This window comes from Streptomyces hebeiensis (assembly GCF_052983195.1).
In genome coordinates, this window is sequence record NZ_CM129812.1 from 2539859 (window position 1) to 2554211 (window position 14353).

The 14353-nt window shown below is 74.1% G+C and carries 10 protein-coding genes and 1 tRNA gene; 6 read left to right on the forward strand and 5 right to left on the reverse strand.

All coding sequences use genetic code 11. The features are described 5' to 3' along the window. Positions 1 to 54 precede the first annotated feature (54 nt). Both ACU6P3_RS10830 and ACU6P3_RS10835 read left to right on the forward strand, forming a co-directional pair. Entirely contained in the window at positions 55 to 4380 is a 4326-nt protein-coding gene (locus ACU6P3_RS10830; RefSeq protein ID WP_447196930.1) for a TIGR02680 family protein, read from the forward strand. 119 nt (positions 4381 to 4499) lie between these two features. Then, positions 4500 to 5843 carry a TIGR02679 domain-containing protein gene (locus ACU6P3_RS10835; protein ID WP_447196931.1) on the forward strand — a complete coding sequence of 448 codons (1344 nt, stop codon included), beginning with the start codon at positions 4500 to 4502 and terminating at the stop codon, positions 5841 to 5843. 24 nt (positions 5844 to 5867) lie between these two features. Here ACU6P3_RS10835 and ACU6P3_RS10840 read toward each other — a convergent pair whose 3' ends face one another. Next, positions 5868 to 8015 (reverse strand): YfjP family GTPase, encoded by a 2148-nt coding sequence (locus tag ACU6P3_RS10840; RefSeq protein ID WP_447196932.1) that lies wholly within the window; start codon positions 8013 to 8015, stop codon positions 5868 to 5870. 7 nt (positions 8016 to 8022) lie between these two features. Beyond that, positions 8023 to 9630, reverse strand: a complete 1608-nt coding sequence (locus tag ACU6P3_RS10845; RefSeq protein WP_447197841.1) for a dynamin family protein — start codon at positions 9628 to 9630, stop codon at positions 8023 to 8025. A 312-nt stretch (positions 9631 to 9942) separates the two neighbouring features. On the opposite strand from ACU6P3_RS10845, the gene ACU6P3_RS10850 reads away from it, so the two are divergent. After that, positions 9943 to 10015 (forward strand) — tRNA-Arg (locus ACU6P3_RS10850). A gap of 128 nt (positions 10016 to 10143) precedes the next feature. Here ACU6P3_RS10850 and ACU6P3_RS10855 read toward each other — a convergent pair. Then, a complete protein-coding gene (locus ACU6P3_RS10855) occupies positions 10144 to 10401 on the reverse strand; it encodes a recombinase family protein (protein ID WP_447198204.1) in 258 nt (85 codons plus the stop codon). On the opposite strand from ACU6P3_RS10855, the gene ACU6P3_RS10860 reads away from it, so the two are divergent. Beyond that, positions 10384 to 10554, forward strand: a complete 171-nt coding sequence (locus tag ACU6P3_RS10860) for a YbaK/EbsC family protein (RefSeq protein ID WP_514414743.1) — start codon at positions 10384 to 10386, stop codon at positions 10552 to 10554. The genes ACU6P3_RS10855 and ACU6P3_RS10860 overlap by 18 nt on opposite strands. A 97-nt stretch (positions 10555 to 10651) precedes the next feature. Then, entirely contained in the window at positions 10652 to 11287 is a 636-nt protein-coding gene (locus tag ACU6P3_RS10865; RefSeq protein WP_447196933.1) for a LysE family translocator, read from the forward strand. 196 nt (positions 11288 to 11483) lie between these two features. Here ACU6P3_RS10865 and ACU6P3_RS10870 read toward each other — a convergent pair whose 3' ends face one another. Together ACU6P3_RS10870 and ACU6P3_RS10875 are read right to left on the reverse strand one after the other, a co-directional pair. Continuing rightward, positions 11484 to 12092, reverse strand: coding sequence for a winged helix-turn-helix transcriptional regulator (locus ACU6P3_RS10870; RefSeq protein WP_447196934.1), 609 nt, complete (start codon positions 12090 to 12092; stop codon positions 11484 to 11486). 97 nt (positions 12093 to 12189) lie between these two features. Beyond that, on the reverse strand, positions 12190 to 12858 hold the full coding sequence (locus ACU6P3_RS10875; protein WP_447196935.1) for a TetR/AcrR family transcriptional regulator: 669 nt from the start codon (positions 12856 to 12858) through the stop codon (positions 12190 to 12192). 280 nt (positions 12859 to 13138) lie between these two features. Here ACU6P3_RS10875 and ACU6P3_RS10880 point away from each other — a divergent pair, with 280 nt between their 5' ends. Then, entirely contained in the window at positions 13139 to 14353 is a 1215-nt protein-coding gene (locus tag ACU6P3_RS10880) for an FAD-dependent monooxygenase (RefSeq protein ID WP_447196936.1), read from the forward strand.

Sequence of the window (14353 nt, forward strand, 5' to 3'; positions counted from 1 at the left end):
GTAGCCACTGAGAGTCACAGAGCCAGAGAGCCAGAGCGAAAGGCGATACCCCCGTTGACCGCCCTCCCCAGCCCCACGCCCGGCCGGTGGCGTCCCCTGCGCATCGGGCTCGTCGACCTCTTCCACTACGACGTGGAGGAGTTCTGGTTCCGCGACGGCCGGCTGCTGCTCCGGGGCAACAACGGCACCGGCAAGTCGAAGGTGCTGGCCCTCACCCTGCCCTTCCTGCTGGACGGCGACCTGTCGGCCCGCCGGGTCGAGCCCGACGGCGACCCGGGCAAACGGATGGAGTGGAACCTGCTGCTCGGCGGCGAGCACCCCCATCCCGAGCGGCTGGGCTACACCTGGATCGAGTTCGGGCGGCTCGACGAGGCGACGGGGCAGGCTCATTTCCGCACGCTGGTCTGCGGACTGAAGGCGGTCGGCGGGCGCGGCATCGCCCGCCACTGGTTCGCGGTCACCGAGCAGCGGATCGGCGCCGGCCTGAGTCTCCTCGACGCCACCGGGACCCCGCTGTCCCGGGACCGGTTCGCGGAGGCGGTCGGCGGGCGGGGCATGGTGTACGACACGGCGAAGGCCTACCGCAGAGCGGTCGACGAGGCGCTGTTCGGCCTGGGTGAACGCCGGTACGCGGCGCTGGTGGACCTGCTGATCCAGCTGCGCCAGCCGCAGTTGTCCAAGCGCCCCAACGAGGCGGCGTTGTCCCGCGCGCTGACGGAGGCGCTGCCGCCGCTGGACCAGGCGGTGATCGCCGACGTCGCGGAGGCGTTCCGCTCGCTGGACGAGGAGAAGGAGGAGCTGCGGGCGGCGACGGAGGCCGAGCGCGCGTCGTCGGCGTTCCTCGACCACTACCGGCGTTACGCGCGGATGGCGGCCCGGCGCAGGGCCCGGTTGCCGCGCAGCGAACACGCCCGTTACGAGCACCTCCAGCGCGAGCTGGGTGACGCACAGGCCCAGCGCCTGCACGCGATCGAGGACCGGGAGGCGGCCGAGCGGCGGATCACGGAGCTGGACGAACGGGCCACCCGGCTGGCCGCGCAGGAGGCCGCCCTGCGCGCCGGGCCCGAGATGCGTGACGCGCGCGAGCTGGACCGGGCGGCGACCGACGCAGGGCGCACGGCGCGGGAGCTGTCCCGGGTCGAGGACGACCGCCGACGGGCGGTCGAGGACCACACCAGGGCCACCGGCCGGCTCGGTACGGCGGAGAACCGGCTGGCCGCCGCCGAGCGGGCACTGGCGGAGCTCCGGGACGCCCTGCGCGAGGCCGCCGCCGCGGCCCGGCTGCCCGAGGAGCCGCGTACGCCCGACGGGACAACCACCCGGGCGCCCCACCGGACACCCGATCAGGAGACCGGCCGGACGCCCGACCAGGAGACCGACCGGACGCCTGGTGATCAGGCATCCCACCAGGAGACCGGCCAGGCATCAGGCCAGGCACCCCACCAGGTACCCGACGGGGCCTCCGAGACCGAACTCCGCCGCCGGGCACGGGAGGCGACGGACCGCAGGCTGCGCACCATCGAGCACGTGGAGACGCTGGCGACCCGCGCCGAACAGACGGAGGCCGAGCGCCGGGCCGCCCTGCGGCGCGCCGACGAGGCCGAGGAGGACGTCGCCCACACCGCGCGCCGCCGGGCGGAGGCGGCGGAACGCGTGCGCGGCGAGGCGAGCGCCTTCCTCGCCGCCGTACGGACGCACCTCACCGGCTGCGCCGAACTGGCGCTCCCCGACCTGCCCGGCCTGCTCGACGTGACGCAGGACTGGGTGCACCGGCTGGACGGCCCGAACCCGGCCCGTACGGCGGCCGACGCCGCGCACCGCGCGCTGACGGCCCGGCTGGCCGACGAGGCCGCCGTCCTGATGCAGCGGGCCTCCGTCACCCGGGAGCGGCGGGCCGGCACCCTGCGCGAGCTCACCGCTCTCGAGGAAGGGGGCCAGCGAGGCCCCGAGGCCCCCCGCACCCGCACCCCCGGGGCCAGGGAGGACGCGGTCGGCGCGCCCCTGTGGCGACTGGTCGACTTCCGTACGCAGGTCACCGCGGCGGAACGCGCGGGCCTGGAGGCCGCGCTGGAGGCGTCCGGGCTCCTCGACGCCTGGGTACGCCCCGACGGCGCCGCGATCAGCGCGGACACCCACGACGTCCTGCTCGCCCCCTCCGCAGCCGTCGGTGGTCCCAGCCTCGCCGACGCCCTCCGTCCGGCGGTCGACCACGGTGACCCGCGTGCCGTCGCCGTGGGGGAGAGCACGGTGGCGCGGGTGCTGGAGGCGATCGGGCTCTTCAGCGACGGCGGCTGGCAGAGCGGCACATGGGTGGCGGCGGACGGCCGGTTCCGGGTCGGGGAGCTGACCGGGAGCTGGGCCAAGGAGAGCGCCGAGTACGTGGGCGAGGGCGCCCGCGAGGAGGCCCGCCGGGCGAGGATCGGCGCCGCGCGGGCCGAACTCGCCGGACTGGAGGGCGAACTGGAGCACCTGACCGCCGCGCACCATACGGTGGCCGGGCGCCGGCGCGCCCTCGACGGTGAGCTCGCCGCCCTGCCCGACGACGACGCCCTCCGGCACGCCCACGCCCTGGCCTCGGCCGCGGCGGACGCGGCCCACCGGGCGGGCACCCGCCGCGGCGAACGCGCCACCGAACTGGCCGAGGCGGCCGGCAGGGCGGAGAAGGCCGCCGTGGAACTCACCACGGCGGCCGCCGACATGGACCTGCCCGCCGACCGCGCGGGCCTCGCCGCCGTACGCCAGGCCCTGGCCGACCACACCGCTCTCCTCGCGGCTCTCTGGCCCGCGCTGCGCGAACGGGGCGACGCCCTGCGAGCCGTGGCGGCCGAGCGCACCGAGGCCGGGCGGACCGACGCCCGGCTGGCGGAACTCACCGCGCGCGCCGAGGAGGCGGCCCGCGATGCCGCCGCCGCGGACGCGCGCCACGCCACCCTGCGGTCCACCGTCGGCACGGCGGTCGCCGAACTGCAGCGGCGGCTGGCGGACACCGCGCGGGAGGCCCGGGAGTGCGTGGAGGAGCAGAAGCGCGCCAGGGACGCGTACGGCGAGGCGGACCGGCGCGCCAGCCACGCCGAGGGCCGCATCGACCGGCTCGGCGAGGACGTCACCGACGCCACGGCCGCCCGGGAGCGGGCCGTCGCCGCCCTCCAGCGGTTCGAGGCGACCGGGCTGCTCGCGGTCGCCCTGCCCGAGCTGCCGGTACCGCGTACGGACGGCACGCCCTGGGCGGCCAGGCCGGCGATCACGCTGGCCCGGGCGATCGAGGCCGAACTCGCCTCGGTCGACGACTCGGACGGCGCCTGGGAGCGGGTGCAGAAGCGCCTCAGCGAGGAGTTCGGCAAGCTCCAGGACGCGCTGTCGCGGCACGGGCACACCGCCTCCGCGCACCCGGGCGAGGACGGCATGCGGGTCACGATCGTCTACCAGGGGCGGGAGCGCGCCGTACCGGAACTCGCCGGGGCGCTGGCCGCCGAGGTGGGCGAACTGACCCGCGTCCTGTCCGCCCACGAGCGCGAGGTCCTGGAGACCCACCTGATCACGGAGGTCGCCGGCACCCTCCAGGAGCTGATCGGCACCGCCGAGCGGCAGGTGCGCCTGATGAACGACGAGCTGGCGGAACGGCCGACCTCCACGGGCATGAGGCTGCGCCTGGTGTGGCGCGCCTCGCGCCAGGCCCCGCAGGGCCTCGCGCAGGCCCGGGAGCGGCTGCGCCAGTCGGCGGACGCATGGTCGCCCGACGACCGGGCCGCCGTCGGTGAGTTCCTCCAGGCGCAGATCGCGCGCCGGCAGGCCGCCGACAGCGGGGGCAGCTGGCTGGAGGACCTCACGGCGGCGCTCGACTACCGCACCTGGCACGAGTTCGGCGTCGAACGCCACCAGCACGGCAAGTGGGTCCCCGCGACCGGTCCCGCCTCGGGCGGGGAACGGGTGCTCGCCGTGTCCGTACCGTTGTTCGCCGCCGCGTCCTCCCACTACGCGAGCGCGGCCGGGGAGCACGCCCCGCGCCTGGTGACGCTGGACGAGGCGTTCGCGGGGGTGGACGACGACTCCCGGGCCAAGTGTCTGGGCCTGCTGCACGCGTTCGACCTGGACGTGGTGATGACCAGCGAGCGCGAGTGGGCCTGCTACCCGCAGGTCCCGGGGATCGCCATCGCCCAGCTCTCGCGCGTGGACGACATCCCGGCGGTCCTCGTGACCCGCTGGGAGTGGGACGGTACGAGGCGGCTGCGCGGTACGGATCCCACGCCGGTGCCGGACCAGGGTCAGGAGCGGGAGCAGGTGCACGTGCGGGCGCGGGCGCCGGGGCATGAGCCGGAGCGGGGCCCGGGTGGCACCGGGACCGGTACCGGAGCGGGAGGTCAGGAGTCGCTGTGGAGGTGAACGGCGGCGGGAACGATGGTGCGCGCGCGACACCCATGACGGCCCCGCCAGTCCCGCCAGTCCCGGCAGCTCCGACACACATAACGGGTGAATCGACCACTGCGCCGGCACCCGGCGTTGTGGTCGACACGGACCGGCTCGTGCGGCTGCTGGGCCGTCCCGAACTGTCCTGGCTCGTGGACCGGATACGGGACCGGATGGCACGCGGCCGGCCGCTCACCGGCGTCCTCACCCTGAGCGCGCCGCGACAGGCCCAGCGGGAGGCGGTGGAACGCCTGTTGGGCCGGGCGCCGCGGGGCGGTCGCTCACTGACGGTCCGCCTCGACGCGCTGGACGGGGTCCTGCGGCACTCCGGCATCAGCCCGCAGGGGCTCGCCGCCGCCGTGGTCGCTCTCACGGGCCCGGTACGGCCGCTCGCCGAAGAACGGGAGGCGGAGGACAGGGAGTGGGAGGAGGCGTACGCGCCGCTGGCCGCGCTCGGCCCCGCGTACACCGACTGGATCCGCCGGATACGCCGGGACGGGCTCGTACGGCGGCTGGCCCGTTCGCCGGGCACCGCCGGGCCGCTGCTGCGCGATACGGCGAGGGTCCTACGGGCCCTGCCGGCCGCGCCTCCGACCTCCCTGGCCGCCTTCGCCGCGCGGGTGCTGGGCCGCTCCCACGCGCTGGACGACGGTACGCCCCTGGCCACGCTGGTGCTGTCCGCGATCCGCGCGCTCGGCGGCATCCCGGACGGCACGGGAGCCGAGTGGCGCAGGGAGGCGTGGGCCTCGGCCGGCCTGCTCAAGGACGATCTCTCGTCGACGGTGCTCGTGCTCAACGTGCGCGGTACGCCCGTACTGGACGCGATGGCGGACGCGGGCGAACCGGCCGTCCTCACGCTGCGCCACCTGGCCCGCCACCTCACGGGCCCGGACCTGGGCCTGGGCCTGGGCCCGACCGAGGGTGCCCGCGCAACCGGGGGCGTACAGGTACCGGAAGACGTTCGCGTGACGGACGGCGTGCCCGTGACCGCAGACGTGTACGTGTGCGAGAACCCCGCCGTGCTCTCCGCCGCCGCCGACGCGTACGGTCCGGCCTGTCCGCCCCTGGTGTGTCTCCAGGGCCAGCCATCGGCCGCCGCGCTCGCCCTGCTGCGGCACCTGTCCCACGGGGGAGTCCACGGCGGATCCCACCGCGGAGCCACGCTCCACTACCACGGTGACTTCGACTGGGGCGGGCTGCGGATCGCCACCGCGCTGCGGCGTGCCGTGCCCTGGACGCCGTGGCGCTACGGCGCCACCGACTACCGCGCGGCCGCCGCCGCGACGCCCGGCCCCGACCGGCTGTCGGGCCCGCCCGCCGAGTCCGCCTGGGATCCCGCCCTGGCCGCCGCCCTCACCGAACTCGGCGTCCGGGTGGAGGAGGAATCGGTACTGGACGAACTGCTCGGCGACCTCGGCCGGCCGACGACACGACCGTGACGTGGGGCCCACCGTGAAACGGCGTCATCCGTTTCCGCCGGACACCGTCACGTACTGCTCCCGCACCTCCCGGTACCTCATCAGCTCCGCGGCGATCGGATCGAGCACCCGCGCCCGTCCGCACCCCGCCGCCGCCTCGCGCAGCCGCCGCTCGGCGTCCTGCCCGTACCGTCGGGCCGGCCCCCTGGCCGCGGCGCCGCAGGCCCACTCGACGAGCGGCCCGCCGACGATTCCGGCGGACATCACCAGCACGGGCGGCAGGAGCCCCGGTTCCAGGACGCCGAAGATCTGGCCGACCAGCCAGAGCGCGCCGAAGATCTGGAGCAGCGTCATCGACGCCTGGGCCAGGACGGCGGCCGGCCACCAGGCGGGCCGTGGCGGCCGGCCGTCCGGCGAGCCCGCGGGCGCCGCCGCCCTCGCCGCCAGTTCGTCCAGTGTCTCGGACAGCCCTTCGGCGCCCCGTACCGCCGCCTCGCGCACGGAGTGTGCCCACGGCGCGGGCAGCCCCGCGGACGCCTCCTCGGCCACCGTGCGCACGGCCTGCTCCACCCGCTGCCGCGCCGTCAGTTCCTCCTCCGCGACCGCCGGGGTCTTCGGGGGCCGGCCGCCGGGCACGCGGGACCGCTGGTAGAAGCGCCACAGCCGCAGCCACGGTGTCCCGCAGGCGCGACCGGCGTTCCTGCGCCATTCGCGTTCCGCCGCCTCACCCGCCGCCACCGCGCCGACGGCCCGGGCCAGCCGCTCCAGGAACTGTTCCCGGGACCGTTCCCCGAGCCCGGCCCGTCCCTCGGCGACATAGGCGGGCCGGAGCCGTGCCGCCGCCGCGTCCACGTCGGCGGAGAGCCGCCGGGCGGGGGCGGCGCGCTCCTGGACGAATCGCGCGAGCAGTTCCCGCAGCTCGCCCACGCCCTGCCCGGTCAGCGCGGACAGTCCGAACACCGTGGCTCCGGGCTCGCCGTGCTCGCCGAGGGCCATCCCGTCCTCGTCGAGCAGCCGGCGCAGGTCGTCCAGCACCTGGTCGGCGGCCTCACCGGGAAGCCGGTCGATCTGGTTGAGCACGACGAAGGTGACCTCGGCATGCCCGGCGAACGGGCGCAGATAACGCTCGTGCAGCGCCGCGTCGGCGTACTTCTCGGGATCCACGACCCAGATCACCGCGTCGACCAGCGCGAGCACCCGGTCCACCTGCTCGCGGTGGCGGGTCAGCGCCGAGTCGTGGTCGGGGAGGTCGACGAGGACCAGGCCGTGCAGTTCCTCGGCACCGTCCCCGCCCGCGAGCGGCTTGCGCCGCAGCCGCCCGGGGATGGCGAGCCGGTCGAGCAGTCCCGCGGCCCCGTCGGACCAGGTGCAGGCGATGGGGGCGGAGGTGGTGGGCCTGCGCAGGCCGGTCTCCGAGATGGGCACGCCCGCGATCGCGTTGAACAGCGTCGACTTCCCACTGCCGGTGGCCCCCGCGATGGCGACGACGGTGTGCCGTGAGGACAGCCGCTGCCGGGCGGACGCCTCGTCCAGGACCCGGCCCGCCTCGGCGAGGATGGCGCCGTCGAGGCGGGTCCTGGACAGTCCCACCAGCTCGCCGAGTGCGTCGAGACGGTCCCGCAGCGGGCCTTCGTACGTCCCGCCGATGGGCGTGTGCGCGTCGGCCCGGCCGTCACGCGGCCGCTCCGCCCGCCGCGCCCCCCCGAGGACGGCCGGGTCCCCGCCGTCGTCGGTCATGACCGCCCGCGGGGGTACGCGGCGGGCGATGAGCCCGTCGTTCCAGGAACCGATGGAGAAGGAGACGGGCTCAGGGTCGAGGGCCGCGTCGGCCGGTACAGGGCCGAATGAGGCGCCGGATCCGGGTGGGGCGCTGGATCCGGGCGAGACGCCGGACCCGGGCGAGGCGACCGGTGCGGCGGGGACGGTGGAATCGGGCGAGGCGACGGATGCGGCTGGGACCACGGGTCCGGCGGGCACGGGGCGCGCGCCGTCCTGTACGCCACCGGGTCTGCCACCGGCGCCGGAACCACCCTCCCTGCCCACGGCGGGGCGTGGCGACGCCCCCTTCGTTCCCGCCTCACGGACCTTTCCGGCCTCACGGACCTCACAGATCTCTTCGGCCCCTCCGGCATCCCCGGTCTCCGGGGTCTTCGCGCCGCCGTCATCCACGGCGGCGGAGGACGTGTGCGTCATCCGGCTCTCACCTCTCCTTCTGTACGACGGACAGCGCGGCGATCAGCTCGGCCTGTGACTCGGGGGTCACGCCGAGCGCGTCGAGGGGCGCCAGCCGCCGGTCGCGTTCCGTGTGCAGGACCCGGTCGATGTACGCGGTCACCAGCTCGCCGCCCCGGTCACGCAGTCGTACCGCCGCCCGGAGGCCGGTACGCTCCGCGAGCCGCTGCCCCGCCTGCCGCGCCCGCCGGCCGCCGAGCAGGGACGCGGCGAGCAGCGCGGCCACGGTCTCGGGGTCGGGCGCGGGCGTCCGCTCCAGCTGCCGTACCTCCTCCTCGGCCAGTTCCTCCAGAACCCGGCGCCAGCGGCGGACGGCCATCCCGACCCGTTCCGGCGACTCGCCGTCGGGCCCGGGGCCGCCGAGGACGCGGGCCGCGGCTTCGCCCCCGCAGGCCGCGGCCAGCCGCTCGTCCGCGGCGGCGACCGCGCACTGCAACAGCGCGCCGAGGCTCTCCACCAGCGAGTCCAGCAGCTCGCGCGCGGTGCTGTCCCTCGGGAAGGCCCGCCAGCGGGTCCGGGCGTCCCCGGCCAGTACGGCCCCCTGCTGGACCTGGCGGCGCACCCGCTCGCCCTCGGCCGCGTACGCCTCCTCCACCGCGCCCGTCAGGCGTACGGCGGCGGCGTACTGCGCCGAGACGGCCCCGGCGAGCTCGGGCATCCGTACCCGCAGCGAGTCCATGACGCCGGCGGCGGTCCGTACGACGGCCTGCTGGCGGGCGGCCGGGTCCTGGACGCGGTGCGCGAGCCAGGCGAACAGCGGCGCCACGGCGGTCGTGGGCAGCAGCCCGGTCCCGCCGCCGGCCGACTCGGGCAGTTCGGGAATGGTGAAGCGGGGCACGTCGCCGAGGCCCGCCCGCCGCAGCAGCGCGCCGTACTGCCGCGACACCTCGTCGATCACCTGGTGCGGCACCCGGTCGAGCACGGTGACGAGCGTGGCGTCGTACTCCTTCGCGGTACGCAGCAGGTGCCAGGGCACGGCGTCCGCGTAGCGGGAGGCGGTCGTCACCATCACCCACACGTCGGCGGCGCAGATCAACTCGGCCGCCAGCAGCCGGTTGTCCACGACGAGCGAGTCGATGTCGGGGGCGTCGAGCAGGGCCAGCCCGCGGGGCAGGGTGGCGGCGGTCTCGACGCGCAGCGCGTTCTTCTCCGCCTCCTCCGTGCCGTGCCCGCCCGCCCCCTCGGCCGCCTCGTCGTCTTCCTGCTGGGGCAGCCAGACGCGGGTGAGGTGCGGCAGTACCCGCATCCCGGCGAACCAGTGGTGGTCCTCGGGGTGGCAGACGAGAACGGGCGTCCGGGTGGTCGGCCGCAGCACCCCCGCCTCACTGACCCGCCGTCCCACAAGGGAGTTGACGAGCGTGGACTTTCCGGCCCCGGTGGACCCGCCGACGACCGCGAGGAGGGGCGCCTCGGGGTCCCTGAGCCTCGGCAGCAGATAGTCGTCGAGCTGTGCGAGCAGCTCGGTCCTGGTCTGTCGAGCACGCGGAGCCCCGGGAAGCGGCAAGGGAAGACGCACGGCCGCGACACGGTCGCGCAGTGCGGAGAGTGCGTCGATCAGCTGAGGCCGTACATCCAAGGTCACCACATGCGAAGAATGCCCAATTTTGAAGCCTTTTTGAAGCGTATGGGCACCCCTGCGCGCCGATCAAGCACACAGGACAGACGGGACGAGTGGGGCGCAGGCATAACGACTGCACAACACCCGGGGCGCCAGGGGCCAAAAGCGATGCACGAATCGCACCGGCCTGCGATTATCGGTTCGCTTCACTGAACCTCCACAACGTGCCACGCACGTGAAGCAACCGGGCCAAGGTGATCGGAGCCCTATCCTTGACCCGTCAAGGCAACGGAGCCACCATCCGGACTCCAGGCCACACAGGCACCACCGGCCCCCGTAGCTCAGTGGATAGAGCAGGCGCCTTCTAAGCGCTTGGCCGCAGGTTCGAGTCCTGCCGGGGGCGCGTCTACGCGCGATGCGAAGCCCTCCTTCGGGAGGGCTTTCTCGCAGGTCGGAGCAGGTCTCCGCGCGCTACGACCGACACGGGCCGACACCGGCGCTCAGCCTCAGCGGCGCGCGGCCCGTCGTACGTCAGCTCGCGCTGGAGATCGCGTACGAGGCGGACATCTCGGAGATGTGCACGGTGTCGCCCGGCCGCGCGCAGGTGAGCAGCTCGCGGAACTTCGGCCGCTGGAGCGGGTGGAGGCGGCTGGAGGTACCTGGGTCCTCCTCGAAGACGATCGGGTCCTCGATTCCTGCCTCGGCGAGGACGAGATCCTCACGGGCGCGGACGCCGGCCTGCTCGCCGCGGAGGGCCTGGTGCCCGGTGGCGTGCCTCCGGTCAGCCACCGGCCCGGGGTGCCGTGCCTGATCGATGCCGCGGTCGCCAACCCAGGCCGGCCCGTCTACTGCGGTGCCGGATCGGCCGACCGCACCCTCCAGATCAACTCCGCCGACCTGGCCCGCCTCCCCCGCGCCCAGGTGGGCGCCCTCTCTCGGTAGCCGTCCCACCTGCGCGCCGGGCCCACCCCTCGTCACTGCTCACACCAGCGCACCGCCCTTCGCCGGTGGCGCGGCACAGATCAGGAAGTCCCAGCTCATGGTGAAGACGGAAAGCCTTCTCGCGTTCGCCGCGATGTCCTTCGTCGTGATCGCGATTCCCGGCCCGAGCGTCCTGTTCGTCGTCGGCCGCGCCCTCGCGCACGGGCGCCGCACCGCGCTCGCCACCGTCCTGGGCAACCTCCTGGGCTGCTACGCCCTCGTCCTCGCCGTCGCACTCGGCGTCGGCGCCCTGGTCCAGAACTCGACCACCGTGTTCACCGCCGTGAAGCTGGCCGGCGCCGTGTACCTCGTCCACCTCGGTGTCCAGGCGTACCGCCACCGTGGCCGGCTGCGCGCCGGTCTGACGACCGGGGAGGGCGAACGGCGCGGTGATCTGCGCACCGTCCTGGACGGCCTGCTGGTGGGCGCCACGAACCCCAAGAGCCTGGTCTTCTTCGCCGCGGTCCTGCCACAGTTCGTGAACCACGACGCGAAGAACATCCCGTCGCAGATGATGGTCCTTGGCCTGATCCCGGCCGGGATCGGCCTGGTCTGCGACACCGTCTGGGGCCTGGGTGCCTCGGCGGCCCGAACCTGGTTCGCCGGCTCCGACCGGCGCCTGTCGGTGATCGGCGGCGCGGGCGGCATCGCGCTGATCGGCCTCGGGCTCGCCGTCGCCACCACCCGCCACTGACCCCGCTGCAACGTCCACCCCATGCCCCCGCCCGGGAGATACCGGGTGGGGGCGTATTTCGCACGCACGGCGTCGAACCCAGCGAAGGGCTTGCCCCTGCGTCTCGTCGCGCGGAGTCAGGTTCGACGTCGCTGGGCCAGGTCGCGGACTGCTCCCTGGGCGGCAACTGCCCGCACAGTTCGTGTTGGCAGCCCCCTCAAGGGGTGTCCACGCCTTCGTCAAATGCAGCCCTGTGCCGTTCGACTTCGGGGAGGTGGTCGGCGGTCCAGGCGCGCAGGATCGAGAAGGGCTCCTCAAGCGTGCGGCCCAGCGGCGTGATCCGGTACTCCACGGCAACGGGGCGTTGCGTCAGTACCCGGCGTTCGACGAGGCCGTTGCGTTCCAACCGTCGCAGTGCCTGTGTCAGCGATTTCGCGCTCTCGAGATCGTGCTGACGGGCGGGCTCGTCGACGCGGCGACTGCCGAGCGGTGGGGATGGGTGAACCGAGCTCTGCCCGCCGCGGAACCGGACGCATATGTTGAGTGGGTCGCACTGACCATCGCGACTCTGCCCGACGGTGTCCGCGCCGCGGCCACCGAAGCGATCGACGCGGCCGACGGCACGCTCGAGGACGCACTGCGCGCGGAAGACCGCCTGCTCGGCGAAACGTTCACCCCCGCGTCTGGAGAGCTCGCCCGGGCGGCACTCGCGGCCGGGGTTCACACGCGCGAGGTGGAGTTGGACATCGAAGAGGTGCTGCGCGCGAACCTCGTCCGACATTCGTAACGAGTCGCCCTGCACGGGTGCGGTGCGGAAGTTGTTCATACGGTCCGTTTGGTAATCCGGGTCGAATGACCGTACGGGCCGCCTCCAACTCCGTGCACGCGCTTGGCCGCAGGTTCGAGTCCCACCACGGGCGCGGTCACGTCATGGTCCGGTCGAATTCGGCCTGGGCGAGGGCGGGGTGGGGCAGCGCGGTCGGGCGGTCGCGGTCGCGACGGAGGCCGTCGAGGACGAGGGCGAGGTAGCGCTTCCACAGGTCGGGAGCGGTAGCGCCGCTCTGCTCGACGATCACTCCGAGCATCAGCTGGATGAGGGGGAAGTCGGTCGGTTCGATGTCGTCGCGCAGCCGGCCGGCTCGTTGGGCGCGGGCGATGACGGCACCGATGGCGGGAGTCAGACGCTCCCGCATGGCAGTGCCCCGGCCCTTGGCGCGCACACCCTCCAGCAGAACTTGGCGCAGCCCGCGATTGTCCGCGAAGTGCCGGCCGGCCAGATCGAAGAGCTGGACGAGGCCCTCCCAGGGGTCTTCGTGAGCCAGGGCCTGTTCGGCCACGTCGGCCAGGTGCTGCACGGCGCTTTCGAAGACGGCGTCGACGAGTTCGTCGCGGCTCGCGAAACGGCGATAGGCGGTGCCGACACCGACGCCCGCGTGGCGGGCGATGTCATCGAGAGTGACGTCGACGCCCCGCTCGGCGAAGACCTCCTGGGCCGCGGCGATGATCCGCTGCCTGTTGCGTTCCGCGTCCGCCCGAAGGGGGCGTGCGGGGCGGTCCCCGGAGGGCGGGGCGGGGGTGGTCCGACGGCTCATGGCTCCTACTGTACCCAGGCAAGTGGAGATCCCATCTCCACTTTGGTGCTACGGTGGATTCCGCAAGCGGAGAACACCTCTCCAATTCGTGGTCCCCGTGTCCGGAGAAGCCCGTGAGCGCCCCTCCCCAGGAAGCGAGCCCGCCGCAGGCGGACCAGGCCGTCGAACAGGCCGTCGACAAGGCCGGCAGCCGCCGCGGCCCGCCCCAGCAGGACCGCGATGCCGCACCCACTGTCCACACGTGGCCCACCCCTCCCGAATGCCGAGAGACAGGACCGTCATGAACAACACCCCGCGCGCCCTGATCGTGGGCATGGGCATCGGCGGACTGGCCGCCGCGATGCGCCTGCACGAGATCGGCTGGGAGCCCGTACTCGTGGAACGCGCCCCCGGACGCCGCCCCGCCGGGTACTTCGTCGGCCTCTTCGAGACCGGCCGCGCCACCGCGCAGCGCATGGGTGTCCTCGACGCCATCGGCAACCGGGCCGACCCCACCAGCATCACGTACGACATCGAGCGGACCGGCCGCCGCCGCCCCGGCATGGGCTACGGCGACCTGCCCGGCGGCCCCCGCCTGATACTCCGCGGCGACATCGAAGCCGCCCTCTACGAGACCGTCGCCCCAGCCACCGAGATCCGCTACGGCACCACCCCGGTCGCCATCGACGAACACCCCGACGGCGTCGACGTCACCCTGCGCGCCACCACCGGCGAGAACACCACCGAAACCACGGAGCGCTTCGACCTCGTGGTCGGCGCCGACGGCCTCCGCTCCACCGTGCGCCGCCTCGCCTTCGGCCCCGACACCGAGTTCATGCGGCCGCTGAACCACATCATCGCCGCCACCGTCATCAAGGAACCCGTACCCGGCTACCGACCCCAGGACGGTGTCGTCCTGGCCGAACCCGGCCGCTCCGTATGGACGTTCCCCTTCACCGACCACCAGCCCGGAGTGCTGTTCAACTACCGCACCGACGACGAGGACGCCCAGTTCCGCCGCCCGCCCGTCGAATCCCTGCGTGCCGCCTTCGGCCCCGAACCCACCGGGCCGGTCCTGGAACACCTCATCGACCAGTTCGAAAAGGCCGACGACCACCTCTTCGACTCCGTCCACCAGGTGGAGATGGACACCTGGCACACCGACCGCGTCCTCCTGCTCGGCGATGCCGCATGGTGCCTGACCCTCTATTCCGGCATGGGCGCCTCCACCGCCCTCGCCGGCGCCGACCTCCTCGGCACCCTGCTCCAGCGCAACCCCCACAACACCGCCCGGGCCCTGCGCGAATGGGACCAGAAGCTGCGCCCCTTCATCGCCGTCCAGCAGAAGTCCGGCCGCACGCAGGGCCTGACGATGTTCGTCCCGCAGAGCCGCCGCGACAAGGCCATGCGCACCGCCATGCAGAAGGTGCTGGGCAACCGCGTCGGCAAGAGCGTCATGAAGTCCCTGATGGCCAGGGGATTCAAGGAGAAGTCCATCGACATCGCCGCCGTCTGA

Excerpts from the sequence above, each read along its gene's own strand:
- ACU6P3_RS10840 (WP_447196932.1), bottom strand. The coding sequence starts at position 8,015 with ATGACGCACACGTCCTCCGCCGCCGTGGATGACGGCGGCGCGAAGACC.
- ACU6P3_RS10865 (WP_447196933.1), top strand. The coding sequence starts at position 10,652 with ATGGTGAAGACGGAAAGCCTTCTCGCGTTCGCCGCGATGTCCTTCGTC.
- ACU6P3_RS10870 (WP_447196934.1), bottom strand. The coding sequence starts at position 12,092 with ATGAACAACTTCCGCACCGCACCCGTGCAGGGCGACTCGTTACGAATG.
- ACU6P3_RS10875 (WP_447196935.1), bottom strand. The coding sequence starts at position 12,858 with ATGAGCCGTCGGACCACCCCCGCCCCGCCCTCCGGGGACCGCCCCGCA.
- ACU6P3_RS10880 (WP_447196936.1), top strand. The coding sequence starts at position 13,139 with ATGAACAACACCCCGCGCGCCCTGATCGTGGGCATGGGCATCGGCGGA.